This is a genomic window from Actinomadura xylanilytica (assembly GCF_030283145.1).
GTDB classification, from domain to species: Bacteria; Actinomycetota; Actinomycetes; order Streptosporangiales; family Streptosporangiaceae; genus Spirillospora; species Spirillospora xylanilytica.
Genome location: NZ_JASNWE010000004.1, coordinates 205,420 through 220,873 on the forward strand (window position 1 = coordinate 205,420; position 15,454 = coordinate 220,873).

The 15,454-nt window shown below is 73.8% G+C and carries 10 protein-coding genes; 4 read left to right on the forward strand and 6 right to left on the reverse strand.

All coding sequences use genetic code 11. From position 1 onward, the window contains the following. Nucleotides 1-6: 6 nt before the first annotated feature. Nucleotides 7-3,753 (reverse strand): DUF6531 domain-containing protein, encoded by a 3,747-nt coding sequence (locus tag QP090_RS24695; RefSeq protein WP_285941718.1) that lies wholly within the window; start codon nt 3,751-3,753, stop codon nt 7-9. Nucleotides 3,754-3,971: 218 nt separating this feature from the next. Continuing rightward, on the reverse strand, nt 3,972-5,348 hold the full coding sequence (gdhA, locus tag QP090_RS24700) for an NADP-specific glutamate dehydrogenase (protein WP_285941720.1): 1,377 nt from the start codon (nt 5,346-5,348) through the stop codon (nt 3,972-3,974). 283 nt (nt 5,349-5,631) lie between these two features. Between gdhA and QP090_RS24705 the strand changes: the two genes are divergently transcribed. The 3 genes from QP090_RS24705 to QP090_RS24715 are packed head-to-tail and all read left to right on the forward strand — an operon-like array spanning nt 5,632 to nt 9,140. Beyond that, on the forward strand, nt 5,632-6,951 hold the full coding sequence (locus tag QP090_RS24705; RefSeq protein ID WP_285941722.1) for an MFS transporter: 1,320 nt from the start codon (nt 5,632-5,634) through the stop codon (nt 6,949-6,951). Nucleotides 6,952-6,960: 9 nt separating this feature from the next. Then, nucleotides 6,961-7,620 carry a response regulator transcription factor gene (locus tag QP090_RS24710; protein WP_285941724.1) on the forward strand — a complete coding sequence of 220 codons (660 nt, stop codon included), beginning with the start codon at nt 6,961-6,963 and terminating at the stop codon, nt 7,618-7,620. Then, nucleotides 7,617-9,140 (forward strand): sensor histidine kinase, encoded by a 1,524-nt coding sequence (locus tag QP090_RS24715; protein ID WP_285941726.1) that lies wholly within the window; start codon nt 7,617-7,619, stop codon nt 9,138-9,140. The genes QP090_RS24710 and QP090_RS24715 overlap by 4 nt, the downstream gene beginning before the upstream one ends. Here QP090_RS24715 and QP090_RS24720 read toward each other — a convergent pair. The 3 genes from QP090_RS24720 to QP090_RS24730 all read right to left on the reverse strand — a co-directional run bounded on the left by QP090_RS24720 (nt 9,131) and on the right by QP090_RS24730 (nt 11,770). Beyond that, entirely contained in the window at nt 9,131-10,045 is a 915-nt protein-coding gene (locus tag QP090_RS24720) for a TAXI family TRAP transporter solute-binding subunit (protein ID WP_285941728.1), read from the reverse strand. The genes QP090_RS24715 and QP090_RS24720 overlap by 10 nt on opposite strands. A gap of 40 nt (nt 10,046-10,085) precedes the next feature. Beyond that, the gene (locus QP090_RS24725; protein ID WP_285941730.1) at nt 10,086-10,745 is read right to left on the reverse strand and encodes a DUF4232 domain-containing protein; all 660 of its coding nucleotides are present in this window, start codon (nt 10,743-10,745) and stop codon (nt 10,086-10,088) included. Between the two features lie 62 nt (nt 10,746-10,807). After that, on the reverse strand, nt 10,808-11,770 hold the full coding sequence (locus tag QP090_RS24730) for a hypothetical protein (RefSeq protein ID WP_285941732.1): 963 nt from the start codon (nt 11,768-11,770) through the stop codon (nt 10,808-10,810). A gap of 147 nt (nt 11,771-11,917) precedes the next feature. On the opposite strand from QP090_RS24730, the gene QP090_RS24735 reads away from it, so the two are divergent. After that, nucleotides 11,918-13,699 carry a hypothetical protein gene (locus QP090_RS24735; protein ID WP_285941734.1) on the forward strand — a complete coding sequence of 594 codons (1,782 nt, stop codon included), beginning with the start codon at nt 11,918-11,920 and terminating at the stop codon, nt 13,697-13,699. Between the two features lie 13 nt (nt 13,700-13,712). Here the strand turns inward: QP090_RS24735 and QP090_RS24740 are convergent, their stop codons facing one another. After that, on the reverse strand, nt 13,713-15,260 hold the full coding sequence (locus QP090_RS24740) for an FAD-binding oxidoreductase (RefSeq protein ID WP_285941736.1): 1,548 nt from the start codon (nt 15,258-15,260) through the stop codon (nt 13,713-13,715). Nucleotides 15,261-15,454: the final 194 nt, after the last annotated feature.

Genomic DNA, 15,454 nt, shown 5'->3' on the forward strand with positions numbered 1-15,454 from the left:
CGGGCATCAGATCCTTCGGTATCTGCGGGTGATGTGGTTGTCGGTGGTCGAGAGCGGGCTCCCGTTCGTCAGGCGCTGGGTCCCGAAACCGTGTTCGGGGATCATCGGTCCCTCGTGCTCCAGCCTGAAGCCCATGCCCTCGAGGTCGGCGGGCGGCTTGATGAACTTGTTCTTCGGGCTGCCGGTGACCGACAGCGTCCCACCCGGTTCGAGCACGCGCGCGGTCTCCGGGTTGACCGGGTTGTAACCGTAGGGGTTGACGGCGTGCACTTCGTTGAACGCGCCGTTCCTGAACGGAAGGTGGTTGGCGTCGCCGACGACGTCGACCCCCGGCCCCGGCGTCCTGTCCATGTTGACCGCGCCGGGCATGGGGTTCTGCCCGGCGCCCATGTTGAGCTTGCAGGGCGCGAGTCCGAGCGGGTCGATGGCCTCCATCGGGTTGGACACGTACGCGTGCGGGTCGGTGCCTCCCCGGAGGCCGAGCGGGTCGCCGCTCTGGTAGCGGGACGTCGCCGAGTCGTAGTAGCGGTGGTGGTTGTAGTCGAGACCGGTCTCCCGGTCGCGGTACTGCCCGGGGAACTGGAGCGGGCAGTCGGTGCCGGCGGGTTCCGTCCGGCCGCCCCACAGGTTCCGGCGCGGGTGCCATACGACCTGGCCCGAGGCGTCCACCATCTCGGCGGGCGTGCCGACCAGGTCCGCGACGATGGCGTAGAACCGCTCGTCGATCCCCTGTCCGGCGTCCGGGGCCCGTTCGAGCTGGGCGAGCGGGCGGATGCCGCCGGGCTCGTACTCCCAGACCGTGCTCGACCCGGTGTAGGCGCCCCGCTCGGGCGACCAGACGCGCTCGACCCGCTCCGCGAGGACGGGGCCGTCCCAGGCGAAGTCCACCTGCTCCAGCACGCCCTCGCCGTCCGGGGCGAGCCGCGTCTTGGCGATGCGGCGTCCGAGCGGGTCGTAGTGGTAGCGCCACTGCCGGCCGTCGGGGGTCTCGACGCCGGTGAGGCGGTCTTCGGCGCTCCAGCGGTACCGCCACGTGTCGGGCTTGGAGGACAGGCGGGACCGCTGGCGCAGCAGGACGCGTCCGGCGGCGTCGTGCTCGAAGCGCACCGAACCCGCGCGCCTCAGCATCGTCCCGGTGTACTCGCGGTCCCCCTGCGCCTCGGGGTCGGCGGTGGGCCCGGCGGCCTGGGCGATGTTCCCCGCGGTGTCGTAGGCGTACCGCTCGGTCCAGCCCTGGGCGTGGACGGCGGTGACGCGTCCGACGCCGTCGAACTCCAACGTCCGGTCGCCGCCGAGCCGGTCGCCGATCGCCGCGACGGCGCCGTCCGCCCGGTAGGCGTAGCCCCGGTGCTGGAGCAGCCGGGCCCGGCGCTCGGACGGGGCGGGCGCGCCCCAGACGGTCTGCGAGGTCAGCCGGTGCGCGGCGTCCCAGACCTGGCTGAGGACGGCGCCGGCGCCGATCCGGCGCTGCACCTCGCGGCCCGCCGCGTCGTGCTCGAAGTGGATCGACTGCCCGCCGGCCGCGAGGGAGCGCGGCAGCCCGACGGCGTCGTACTCCCACCTGCTCTCCGAGCCCGTGGGCGTGCGCCGGCGCACCCGCCGCCCGCGGGCGTCGTAGGACGACAGGAGCGGGCGCCCGTTGCAGTGCTCGGCGGTCACCCGGCCGAGCGCGTCGCGTTCGAACCGCAGTTCCGCGTGCGCGTTGGCCGCGCTCTCCAGCCAACCGTTCGCGGTGTAGGAGAAGCTGGTGACGCCGTCGTCCGACCGCTTCTCCACGACCAGGCCGCGCGCGTCGCGGGTGAACGCGATGGTCTGGCCGAGGCCGTTCGTGCGGGACGCCAGCCGGCCGGTCCCGTCGTAGGCGTACTCCAGGACCCGGCCGTTGAAGTCGCTCTCGCGGACGAGGTTGCCCGCGGCGTCGTACTCGTAGCGCCAGACCAGGCCCTGGGGGTTGGTGACGGCGGTCAGGCGCAGCGCGCTGTCGTGGGTGAACTCCAGGCGCGCCCCGTCCGCCCCGATCTGGGCGACCGGGAGGTCGAACGCGCCGTACTCGGTGCGGACGACCCGGCCGAGGGCGTCGACGTACTCGGTCCGGTTGCCCTCGGGGTCGTGGCTCCAGCGTTCGGTCGTGCCGTCGGGGAGGGTCCGCCAGGCGAGCCGTCCTTCGGGGGTCCGCCCGTAGCGGAAGGTCCCGCCGACCGGGTCGACGAGGCCGGTCAGCCTGCCCGCCGCGTCATAGGAGTACCGGGTGACCCCGCCGAGCGGATCGATGGTCGCGGTGTGCAGCCCGGCGGGGTCGGTCTCGACGCGGGTCACGTTGCCCAGCGGGTCGGTGATCGAGGTGAGCCGGCCGCGCTCGTCGCGGGCGTAGCGCTGCACCGAGCCCGCCGGGTCGGTCGCCTCGACCAGGTTCCCGGCGGCGTCGAAGGACTGCCGCCACACGGCCCCGCCGACGTCGGTGATCTCGATCGGACGGTGCGAGGCGTCGTACACGGCGGTGGCGCGCGTGCCGTCGGGGTGGGCGACCGCGGTGAGGTCGCCGTGCTCGTCGTAGGTGTAGCGGGTGGTGCGGCCGAGGGCGTCGGTGCGGGCGAGCGGGCGGTCGTGCCGGTCCCATTCGGTGCGGGTCGTCGCGCCGAGCGGGTCGGTCTCGGACACGACCTGGAAGAGCTCGTTGTACCGGTAGGTGGTGGTGTGGCCGAGCGCGTCGGTGACGACCGTGGTGCGGTTCCCGGGGTCGTGGGACAGGGTGGCGCTGAGGTAGCCGTCCTTGCCGGTGGCGCGGACGGCCCGCCCCTCGCCGTCGTACTCGTAGCGGTACCAGAACCCGTTCCGGTCGACCCAGCCGGTCAGGCGGCCCTCGTCGTCGTAGGTGAACCGCAGCGGCCGGCCGGAGGAGTCGGTCACCTCGGCCAGGTGGCCGCGCTCGTCGTACCCGTAGCGGACGAGGGTGACACCGCCCGGCGGGTCGTCCGCCTCCCCGGTGAGCAGCCGCAGCGCGGTGATCCGGTGTTCTGCGGGCCCGCCGGATCCGCCGGGCGGGCCCGCTGAATCCGGGCCCGCCGGGTGTCGCGCGGCCGGGTCCAGGGCCGCGCTGTCGACCGCGATGCGGTACCCGCCCGAGTGCCGGACCTCGACCAGGACCTGGTCCTCGTACAGCAGCTCGACGCGGTCGCCGTTCCGGTCGCTGATCGCGACCAGCGGCAGCCGTGACCAGCCGTGCTCCTCTCCGGGAGCGGCGAAGTGCAGGGTGCGGCCCGAGTGCGGGTCGGTGAGCTCGTACCCGCCTCCGGACGTCAGGACGAGCGGGCGCTGCGGCCCCTCGACCGGGCGGAACTCGATGTTGGGCAGCACCGCCTGCGGATACTTCAGCACCGTGGCGTCGTCCGGCAGGACATGGACCCCTTCGGAGTCCGGCTCCAGGTGCTGGTCCAGCGTCGACGCCCACGACGTGCCGAACAGCCGGCCGGCGCGGTAGGTGGAGATGTGGGTGCGCTGTAACAGCAGCGGGAGCGCTCCCGGTAACTCCACGTCGGTCTGGGTCAGCAGCACCTCGCCGGTGACGACGTCGATCGGGTCGTCGGTCGTGGACTTGGTGTCGTTCGGCCTGGCGCCCGCGCGGTCGTTCCCGCTGCGCCGCGGCGGGGGGTTCTCGCCGCGCCGGCCCGGGGTCCGGGGTGACCCGCCGTGCCCGCCGCCGCGCGAACGGCCCGGAGGCGACCGGAACGCCTCCCCCGCGGCCCGGCCGAACACTCCCCCGGCCGCTCCGTGCCCGCCCCGGCCTCGTCCGCCCCGGCCGCCGCCCCCGCCCCGGCCGCCACCTCCGCGTCTACCCAAGACGGGCTCCGGGCGTCTGGTCGATCGAAGGTCCGGTGCTCATCACTGGCTCTCCTCGGAAGCGGCGGGCGCCGAAATTTCCCGGGAGTATAACGACGCCGGACCGCTCAGCGGATACGCGCCGCGTGGGGGGACTACACCAGGCCCTGGGCGAGCATCGCGCCGGCGACCCGCTCGAAACCGGCGATGTTGGCGCCGATGACGTAGTCGCCGGGGGCGCCGTAGCGTTCGGCGGTCTCGTAGCAGGTGTCGTGGATGTCGCGCATGATCTGCGCCAGTTCCGTCTCGACCTGGTCGAACGACCAGGACTCGCGGCCCGCGTTCTGCCGCATCTCCAGCGCGCTGACCGCGACGCCGCCAGCGTTGGCGGCCTTGCCGGGGCCGAACGCGACGCCCGCGTCCTGGAAGACCCGGACCGCGTCGTGCGTGGTCGGCATGTTCGCGCCCTCGGAGACCGCCTTGACGCCGTTGCGGACCAGGATCAGCGCGGCGTCGACGTCCAGCTCGTTCTGCGTGGCGGACGGGAGGGCGATGTCGGCGGGAACGTCCCACACGCTGCCGCCCTGCACGTACCGGGCCGAGGCGCCGCGCAGGTCGGCGTAGTCGGCGACGCGTCCCCGCTGGCCCTCCTTGACCCGCTTGAGCAGGTCGAGGTCGATGCCCTTCTCGTCGACCACGTAGCCGTCGGAGTCGGACACGGTGATCACGTTCGCGCCGAACGCCTGCGCCTTCTCGGCCGTGTAGATCGCGACGTTGCCGGAGCCGGAGACGACGACCTGCTGCCCGTCCAGGTCCTCGCCGCGGCGCCGGAGCATCTCGGCGGTGAACAGCACGTTGCCGTAGCCGGTGGCCTCGGTGCGGCCCGCCGAACCGCCCCATTCCTGGCCCTTGCCGGTGAGGAAGCCCGCCTCCCAGCGGTTGGTGACCCGCCGGTACTGGCCGAACATGTAGCCGATCTCGCGGGTGCCGACGCCGATGTCGCCGGCCGGCACGTCGGTGTGCTCGCCCACGTGGCGGTACAGCTCGGTCATGAACGACTGGCAGAAGCGCATCACCTCGTCGTCGGAGCGCCCGCGCGGGTCGAAGTCGCTGCCGCCCTTGCCGCCGCCGATGCCGAGACCGGTCAGCGCGTTCTTGAAGATCTGCTCGAAGCCGAGGAACTTCACGATGCCGAGGTTGACGGTGGGGTGGAAGCGCAGGCCGCCCTTGTACGGGCCGAGTGCGCTGTTGAACTCGACCCGGAAGCCGCGGTTGACGTGGATCTCGCCGGAGTCGTCCTGCCAGGGCACCCGGAAGATGATCTGGCGCTCGGGCTCGGTGACCCGCTCCACCAGCTTGGCGGCGGCGACCTCGGGGCGTTCGTCCAGCACCGGCGCGAGGGACTCCAGCACCTCGGCGACGGCCTGGTGGAACTCGGGCTCGCCGGGGTCGCGGCGCAGCACCCGGTTGTAGGACTCCTCCAGTGCCGACAGCGTCGGAGGGGCGGCGGGCAGCCGAGGGGACAGGGGCATGGTGCGTTCCTTTCGCCAGACAACGATCTTGTACGTACCCGGCGATGGGAGGCGTTCAATCCCCGCGGGCCGTCCACCTCGCCGGGACGGGCCTGATGACGTCTGTCGCCAGAGTGACCGGTAACGGAGTATAGAAGCGGCCCGGAATCGCCGAACGGCCAGGTCACCGGCAGGGCGCGGGGGGGCCAATGTTAAGGGCGGATTAGATATCGGCCGCCGCCCTTCGCCCCGGCGGCCGTCCGGGGGACGCTCGCCTTCCACGGCTCCTCGCGGGAGGTCCTCGATGACGGCACGATCCGGGTCCGGGCGCACGCCTTGGAAGGCGGTGCTCGGCGGTTCGGTGGGCAATCTGGTCGAGTGGTACGACTGGTTCGTCTACGCCAGTTTCGCCACCTACTTCGCCGCCGCGTTCTTCCCCAAGGGGAACGCGACGGCGCAACTGCTCAACACCGCCGGGATCTTCGCGGTGGGGTTCTTCATGCGGCCGATCGGCGGGTGGCTGCTCGGCCGGTTCGCCGACCGGCGCGGGCGCAAGGCGGCGCTCACCCTGACGGTGTCGCTGATGTCGGGCAGCGCGCTGCTGATCGCGGTCGCCCCGACCTACGACTCCGTCGGCTACTTCGGCGCGGTGGTGCTGCTGGTCGCGCGGCTGATGCAGGGGCTCTCGGTGGGCGGCGAGTACGCGGCCAGCGCCACCTACCTGACCGAGGCGACGCCGCCGGGCAGGCGCGGGTTCGCCTCCAGCTTCCAGTACGTGTCGATGACGGCCGGGCAGCTCATCGGCCTGGGTCTCCAGATCGTCCTCCAGCGGACCCTGTCGGACGCGGCGCTGCACTCCTACGGATGGCGGATCCCGTTCGTCATCGGCGCGCTGGGCGCCGCGGTCGTGCTGTACCTGCGGCGCAGCCTGCTGGAGACGGCGGCCTACGACCAGGACGCCTCCGAGCATTCCGGCGAGCGCGGGACGATCCGCGCGCTGCGCCGGCACCGCAGGGAGTTCCTACTGGTCATCGCACTCACCATGGGCGGGACGCTGGCCTATTACACCTTCACCACCTACCTGACCAAGTACCTGTCCAACACCGCCGGGCTGCCCAAGCCCACCGCGGCGCTGGTGAGCTTCTGCGTGCTGCTGGTGTTCATGCTGCTCCAGCCCGCGGCGGGCGCCCTGTCGGACCGGGTCGGCCGCCGCCCGCTGCTGATCGCGTTCGGCGTCGGGGCGACGGTCGGCACCGTGCCGCTGATGACGGCGCTGGCGCACGCGGGCGGCTTCTGGCCGGCGTTCGGGCTGTCGCTGATCGGGCTGGTCGTCGTGACCGGGTACACCTCGATCAACGCGGTGGTGAAGGTGGAGCTGTTCCCCACCCACGTGCGGGCGCTGGGCGTCGCGCTGCCGTACGCGATCGCGAACGCGCTGTTCGGCGGCACCGCCGAGTACGTCGCGCTGTGGTTCAAGAAGGCCGGGATCGAGACGGGCTTCTACTGGTACGTCGCGGGCTGCGCCGCGGTGTCGCTGGTGGTGTACGCGCTGATGCGCGAGACCCGCGACGCCGCGCTGACCCGTGGCGAGGACGCCCCTGACGCCGTGCCGGTACGAGCTTAGGCTGGACGCATGCGCGTTCTCGTGGTCGAAGACGACGACCGGTTCGCGGACGCCCTCGTCACCACCCTCACCAGGCACCGCCATCAGGTCGCGCGGGCGGGACGGGCCGACGACGCGATCCGGCTGGCCGCCGGCGCCGACATCGTGCTGCTCGATCTCGGGCTGCCCGACATGGACGGGATGCGGGCGCTGGCCGAGATCCGGCGGGTGTCGTTCGTCCCGCTGATCGTGGTGACGGCGCGCGGCGACGAGCGCGCCGTCCTGAGCGGCCTGCGTTCCGGCGCCGACGACTACCTGGTCAAGCCGTTCCGCACCGACGTGCTGATGGCGCGGATGGACGCGGTGATGCGGCGCGGGCACCGGCCGCTGCCGAGCCGCGACCGGGTGGTGACGGTCGGCGATGTCCGCGTCGACGTGGCCGGGCGGCGGGTCACCGTGGCGGGCGAGCCGGTCGCACTGACCGGCCGGGAGTTCGACGTGCTCGCGCTGCTGGCCGGGGAGCCGGGCGTGGTGTGCACCCGGGAGAAGATCCTCGACACGGTGTGGGGCGACACGATGCCGTCGACGTCGTGCTCGCTGACCGTCCACGTGGCGAATCTACGCGCCAAGACCGGGCGGCCCGGCCTGGTCGAGACCCTGCGCGGCACGGGCTACCGGCTGGGCCGGTGAGGTCGCGCCTGGTCGCGACGTTCGCGGTGCTGATGATGCTGGTGATCGCGGCGCTGGCCGTCCCGCTGGCGCGGGCGTACTCCTCGCACCGGACCGGGCGGCTGCTGCTCGACCGGCGGGCCGACGCGACCCGGTTCGCCGAGCTGGCCGACCAGGCGGCGCGGGAGGGCGACCGGGCGACGCTGAATGGTGAGATCGCCCGCTACGCGGGCCTGTACGGCGCGGCGGTGCGGATCCGCGACCGCGACGGCGCCGTGGTCGCCGAGGCGGGGGCGATGCGCGGCCCCGACCGGGCCGCGACGCTGCTGGCGCTGTCGGGCCGGACGACCGAGGACCTGCCGGCGGTCACCCCGTTCGGGCCGCGCACGGTGCTGGTCGCCGAGCCCGCCGGACGCGACGCGCAGGTGTCGGGCGCGGTGCTGGTGCGGGCGCCGACCGGGCGGGCCCGCCGCGACGTCGCGGTCGTGTGGGGCGTCCTCGCGCTGGGCGCGCTGGTGACGCTCGGCTGCGCGGTGCTGGCCGCGCGGGGGCTCGCCCGGTGGATCCTGCGTCCGGTCACCGAGCTCGACCTGCTGACGCGGGCGCTGGCCGAGGGGCGCCGCGACGTGCGGGCCGTGCCCGGCACCGGCCCCGGCGAGCTGCGCCGGCTGGAGGAGCGGTTCAACGCGATGGCGGACGCGGTGTCCGGCTCGTTCGAGCGGCAGCAGATGTTCGTGAACGCCGCCTCGCACGAGCTGCGCACGCCGCTCAGCACGGTGATGATCCAGGTGGAGAACCGCCGGCACGAGGAGGCGCTGGACGAGCTGGACCGGCTCGTCACGCTGGTGGACGGCCTGCTGGAACTGGCCCGGGTGGAGCACGCCCCGGTCGTCGAGGACGTCGACGTGGCGGCCGAGCTGCGCGCGCGGCTGGCGGGCTGGCGCGAGCCGTTCGAGGCCATGGGCCTGGTGCTCGCCGTGGAGCTGCCCGGGACGCTGCGGGCACGGGCGGTGCCGGGCGCCGTCGCGCGGATCGCCGACATCGCGCTGGAGAACGCCGCGAAGTTCGTCCCCCCGGGCCGGACGGTCTCCGTCGGCTGGACCGGAGCGGAGCGAGGACCACCCGACGGCTCAGCGGGGGTCCGGGGGTCGCCCCCCGGAAAACCCGTCGGCTGGACCGGAGCGGAGCGAGGACCACCCGACGGCTCAGCGGGGGTCCGGGGGTCGCCCCCCGGAAAACCCGCCGGCTGGACCGGAGCGGAACGAGGACCACCCGACGACCCGACGGGGATCCGGGGGTCGCCCCCCGCTGGGGAAGTGGTGCTGCGGATCGCCGACGACGGGCCGGGGCTGCCGGCGGGCGACGCCGCGAAGGCGTCCGGCCGGTTCTGGCGGTCGGGGGCGCACACCAACGTCCCGGGCAGCGGGCTCGGCCTGGCCATCGCCGCCGAGCTGGCGCGCGCCTGCGGCGGCACGCTCACCGTCCGCGCGAACGAGCCGCGCGGCCTCGTCGTGGAGCTGCGGCTCGCGGATCAGCCGTAGACCGACCGGTAGTAGCGGACGGCGCCGGGATGCAGCGGCACCCCGCCCGTGCTCACCGCGTAGCGGCGGTCGAGCCGCGCGCCGGGGGCGTCGGGCGCCTGGAGCCGGTCGCGGCTGGCGAACAGCACCGCCGTCACGGTCTGGGCGACGCGGCCGGGCAGGCTGCCGCGGCACACGAGGTAGCTGGCCGTTCCCACGGTGGGCACGGGCACCGGCGTGCCGTACATGCCGGCCGACACCGTGACGGTGTCGTACATCGGCCCGTGCACCCGGCGCAGGCTCCGCACCAGGCCGCCGAGCGGGATGAGGCGGATCGGCGTCGCGCGGCCGAGCGCCACCAGCGCGGGGGTGGGCACGCCGCCCGACCAGAAGAAGGCCGCGATCCGGCGGGCGCGCAGGTCCGTGGCGGACGCTTCCAGCCCGAGCCGGACGGGCCGGACGGGCCGGGCGAGGTGGGCCGCCGCCAGGATCCGCTCCGCCGTGACCGCGGTGCCCGAACCGTCCGCCCCGATCGACACCGCGCGGCCCGCGAGGTCGCCGGGGGCCCGCACCGGGGAGTCCGCGGGGACGACGAGGTGCACGTAGTTCATGTACATGCGGGCCAGCGCGGCGACGGGCCGGTGCCGGACCCGCACCGCGTCCTCGGCGCTGTCGGCCAGCGCGAAGCCGAGGTCAGCGCGGCCCGCGGCGAGCAGCCCGAGGTTCTCCACGCTGGCGGCGGTCTTGAACACCCGGACCGGGCCGCCGCGGCGCCGCAGCTCGGCGGCGAGACGGTCGCCGAGCACGCCGTAGGGCCCGCCGATCGGGCCGGTGGCGAGCCGCAGCGCGGGGAGCCGCTCGCCGTCGGCCGAGCAGCCGGCCGCGGCGGCGGTGAGCGAGAGGAGAGCACGACGGCTCAGGGGCACGGGGGCAGGATAACTCCGGGGCGGCGCGGTGGACCGCCGGTCACGTCCCCTGGACCGAGGTCACGGTGAAGGTGTCGCCGCAGACGTGCGGCGAGGTGGTGCGCAGGGTCATCGCGGCCTTGGAACCGGGCGGGTACACCTTGAGCAGGCCCGGCTCCTCCCAGCAGCCGTCGCCCTTCACGCCTTTGTTGAGGGTGTGCAGGGTGACGTGGGCACCGCCGCCGGGCGCGATCCTCACCAGGCCGCCCGCCGGGCCTTCATGGGTCGCGGGCCGGCCGATGGTGCTGCCGTCGCCCCTCAGCAGCGACACCCCGGGGTACCCCTGGAGCGTGCAGCTGTGCGAGCCCTTGTTGGTGAGCCGCAGCTCGTAGCGCAGGTTGCCCGCGCCCACGTCCGACATGCCGAGGTGAATCCCGAGCTGGACGGACGTGCACCGCGATGAGGCGGCCCCGCCACCACCGGCACCGCCCGCGGACGCGGAGTGGGGCGCGGAGTGGGGCGAGGAGGTCGACGCGGAGGCGGTGCCGCCGGTGGTGCCGCCGGCACCGCCGGCGCTGTCGTCGTTGCAGGCGGACGCGCCGAAGGCGAGCACGGTGCAGGCGGCGAGGGTCACGCCGGAGCGCCAGCGGCCGCGGGCGGTTCCGTGGAGGCGGGGGGCGAAGAAGGAGGGCGCCGGGGGCGTCTGAGTGTGTTCAAGCACCCTCCTCCACTGCTCACTCGCGACCTGAAGGGAACACCCCGCCACTTATCGTGACTGATTCGTTATTGCCGGTCTCCCAGCTCCTCGATCAGCCGCCGGTAGGCCTCGAAGGCCGGCTTGGGCGTGTAGTCGTCCCGCAGGAGCCCGAACCGGTCGAAGATCCCGGTGCCCGCGCTGTCGGCGTCGCGCAGGCTGAAGAACGAGTACGCGGTGAGGTTGAGCTCGTCGCGGAGTCCGGCCAGCGTCCGGACGACCTCCTCGACGACCTCGGCCTGCCGCGCCTCGCTCCGGTCCGGTCCGGTGGGCCAGCCGTTCTCGCAGACGCGGAGGGGCACGGACGGGTCGATGCCGGCCTCCCGCAGGCCGCCGTCCCGGAACGCCGTGACCACCCAGGCGGTCGCGTCCGCGAGCCGCTCGGGCGGGACCGGCCGGAAGACGTCGGGGAAGAAGTCCAGGCCGACGTAGTCGAGCGACCGGTGGAAGCGCTCGTCCGCGAGCGCGCCGAGGTCCTTCCAGAACGTGTCGGCGGGGTCGAACGTCGGCACCGCGTTGAAGCCGACGCCGAGGTCGTGCCCACTGGCGAGCGCCTCCTCCTTGGCCGCGATCACGCCGTGCACGAGGGCCTCGCGCACGTTCGGCGTGCTGCCGTCCAGGACGGGGAGCACCGCGTTGGGCTCCTCGCAGATCTGGACCGTCGCCAGCCGCGGCCCTTCGTCCCGCACGGTGGCCCGGACGAAGTCGAGCCAGCCGTCCAGCGCGCCGGTCGGCTCGCGGAACGTCAGCACCAGGTCGAGCCTGCGCCCGTCCTCCAGGTAGCGCTCGGGCTCGGCCGGGGTGGGCGGGGCGTCCGGCACGACGGTGGCCGTGAACGGGCGGTACGCGCGGACCGTCAGGGTCCGCCCGTCCCCCTGGAGGCGGCGCAGCGCGTCGTTGATCAGGTCGGGGTCGTCGGGGCGGACGGGCTCCACGGCTCCCGTGTCGCTGCCGAGGAGTGCGCCGGGGTAGATGCCGAAGGCGAAGGTCATGCACCCACCCTAGGACAAATCTTGGAGTCACTGCAATTTTGATGTGACGCTAAATATTACCCCTGCTCCAGACCCTCCGCCGGAGCCGGATCGGGTTGCCTCACGGCCCCCGGCATGATGTCCGGGGGGCGCCCTACGGTGGGCGGTATGAATGATCCACTCCCCCGGGCCGACGCCGTCCTGCCGGATGAGGACACCCTGCGGATCCCCGACGCGTGGCGGGAGGTGCTGCACCCCCGGCGCGGCGGCGCGGCGCCGTCGCCCGCGGTCGAGCTCGACCCCGCCGCGCCCGGCGAACTGCGCGCCCGGACCGCAGAGGCCCGGCCGCTGCTGGAGCGGGTGCTCGGCCACGAGCGGAGCGCCCCCGATCTCGTCGAGGCGGCGCGCGCGTACCTGGCCGGCAAGGCCGATCCCGTCGGCGCGGCGGTCGTCACGCTCATCGTGCGGTCGCGGCGCGTCGACGGCCGCCATCCCGCGATCACGACGTGCGTCGACGCCTGGACCGCCGAGCACGGGCTCGCCTTCGCCGCGTGCGCGTGCGCCGAGCTCGACCAGGTGTACCCCCGGTTCTACGACGTGGAGGGGGGCGCGCCGGTCACCGCCAACACGTGGGCGTCGATCCATTGGGCCGAGGGCGAGACCGGCAGGCGGATGCGGGCCCTGCTGGCCGCCGCCGGCGACGCCGACTACGCCGAGGCCGTGGAGCGGCTGGCCGACCACCGCCGGACGCCCATGCAGCGGGCCGCCGTGTCCTTCCTCGTGCCGACCCGGCAGGACTGGGTGGACGAATGCTGCGCCGCGCCGCCCGTGCACGGGACCTACCGCACTTACGGCACCTCCGGCGCCCTGGCGCTCTGGTGCTCGCTCGGGTCCGCTGAGCAGATCGCGCGGCTCGGCGACCAGGCGGAGCTGGGGAATCTCGAGCGCTCCCTCGGCGTGCTCGCGACGGTCGCCGAAGGCGTCGGCCCCGCGATCGCCCCGCTGCTGGCGAGGACGCTCGACGAGGAGTCCGAGGCGAGCAACCGCGGGGCGCTCCTCGACGTGCTCGGCGCGCTCCCCACCGACGAGGCGTTCCGGCTGGTGGGCGAGCGCCTCAACCAGCAGATGGTGCTGGTTGAGGCGGAGGCGATGATCGAGCGGTTCCCAGTACGGGCGCTGCGCCTTCTCCCGCCACTCACCACGGACACCTCAAGGCGGGCGCGGCTGGCGTCCGGCCTCCTGAACGCCCACCTGGCGGCCCGGCCCGAACTGCTCGCCGCGGCGCTGCCCGGCCTCCCGGACGAGGCCCGCTCGATCGTCGAGGACGCCTGGCGGGCCAGGGCCGACGAGGCCCCCGAGCGGGACGTCCCGAAGGCGCTGGTCGCGGCGAAGCGGAAGGCCCCGCCCGCGTGGGCGGCCCCCGGCGCGCTCCCGCAGGTGCTGCTCCGCGGGCGCGAGCGGGCCCTGCCCGCCGAGGCGATCGGGCATCTGGTCACCGCGCTGGCGAAGGCGGGCCCGCGCCGCGCGCCGGCCGCCCCTGTCGCGGCGGCGCTGGAGGCGTGCGATCCGCGATCGCTGGCCGAGTTCGGCTGGGCGCTCTTCGAGCGCTGGCGGCTCTCCGGCGAGCAGCCCACGATCGGCTGGCCGGTGGGCCAGCTCCGCTGGACCGGCGACGACGAGACGGCGCGGCGGCTCGGCTCGATGGTGCGGTCCTGGCCCGGCCAGGGCGCGATCAAGGTGGCGCTGGGCGGGGTGGACGCGCTCACCGCGATCGGCTCCGACCTCGCCCTCGTGCAGCTCCACGGGATCTCCGAGAAGGCGCGGCCCAAGCGGCTGAAGGATCGGGCGCGGCAGGCGCTGGGCGAGGCCGCCGCGGAGCGTGGACTCTCCCGGAAGCAGCTCGCCGACCGGCTGGTGCCGGGCTTCGGGCCGGCCCCCGGGGGAGCATGACCACCCCCAGCGGTCAGCCGGGCGGCGGCTCGATGGACTGGCGGTTCCGGAACACGTTGAGCGGGTCCCAGCGCTTCTTGACCTTCTGGAGCCTTGGGTAGGCGTCCTTGTAGTACAGCGTCGACCACGGCTGGTCCGAGCCGTTCCACTCCGGGAGGTTCAGATCGGTGTCGGGGTAGTTGATGTAGCACCCGTCGCTGGGGCCGCCGACGGTGGGCACGCCCCCGGTCGCCGCGAACGTCGCCTTGTAGGTGTCGCGGATCCAGGCCATGTGCTCGGGCTCGTGGACGTCGTGCTCGGTCCAGTAGACCTGGTATTGCAGCTTCAGGATCGAGTCGCGCTGCCGCGCGGCGGTGTCGCGCGGCGGCCGGTTGACGGCGCCGCCGTAGGAGTCGACCTGGATGATGGCCTGGTCGTTCTTGTAGTCCTTGTACCTCTCCTTGCCCAGGTAGGCCCACATCGCGTCGATCTGCTCGGGGGCGAACGGCTCGCGCAGGTACGCCGACTTGTACTTCCCGCAGCGGTTCTGGCCACTGCCGTTCAGCGCCTGGGTCGCCGTCAGCCAGGGCATCACCCGGGGGATGTCCATGTGGACGACGGCCGGATGCTCGCCCATCGCGCCCTCCATCGCCCGGGACCTGGGCGCGATCCGGTCGTCGACGGCGGCCAGGAACTCGCGCATGGCGGCCGGCCCGGTGCCGTCGTCGACGTCCACCTGCGCGAGGAGCCCGATCTGGCCGTTGCTGACGTGGGTGAGCTTCAGAATCGCGAACAGCCGGCCGGCCGCCGTCCCGGGGTCCTGATGGTCGCGGAAGTACTCGCCGAAGGCGGTGACCAGGGTGGCGAACTCGTCCTTGGTGAAGTCCTTCCAGTCCCAGGCGAGGCCGGTCAGCAGCACCTGGGCGGGCGGTTCGGGCAGATCGCGGAACCAGAACCGGGTGACCACCCCGAAGTTCCCGCCGCCGCCCCCGGTGTGCGCCCACAGCAGCTCGCGGAGATCGCGGTCGGTGTCGTCGCGGGTCGCCAGGACCAGCTCGACGGAGCGGTCGGCCCGGACCACCGCCACCTCCACCGCGTACAGGTAGTCGACGGTGAGCCCGTACTGCCGGGACAGCAGCCCGTAGCCGCCGCCGGGGATGTGGCCGCCGAGCCCCACCGAGTAGCACGAGCCGCCCGGCAGGGCCGTGCCGCTGAGCGGGTAGAGGTGGCTGTAGACGTGCCAGTTCGTGGCGCCGGCCTCCACGCAGTACGCCCGCATGCCCGGGTCGTAGGCCACCGCGCACATCTGGCCGATGTCGAGGATCACCCGGACGTCGTCGCCGCAGACGAAGTCCTCGTAGCAGTGCCCCCCGGAGCGGACGGTGATCCGCGTGCGCCCCGGGTCCGCGGGCCTCTCCTTCACCGCCGCGGCCAGCGCCGCGCGGACCTCCTCGGCGGAGCGCACCACCCGGACGTACTCCGGATCGGCGATCCAGCGCTGGTTGAAGCCGCGGCTGAGCGCGGGGTAGCGCTTGTCGTCCGGCCGGACGGTCGGCTGCGGCTGGGCCGGGCTGTCGGTCATGGAGTCGCCTCGCGTGTCGGGGACGGGATGTCGCGGGCCCCCTTCCCGTGTGCGACTCTGGGCAATCGATCAGTGACAAGGTGTTGACCGTCCGGGAAGGGGCGGGGCTCCGGACGGCGCCGCCGCCGGTCCGCCGGGCTCGTCCCGGAAGGCCGATGGGGTAGTCTTCCGAGCGTTTGTGAAGGGGAGTAGCC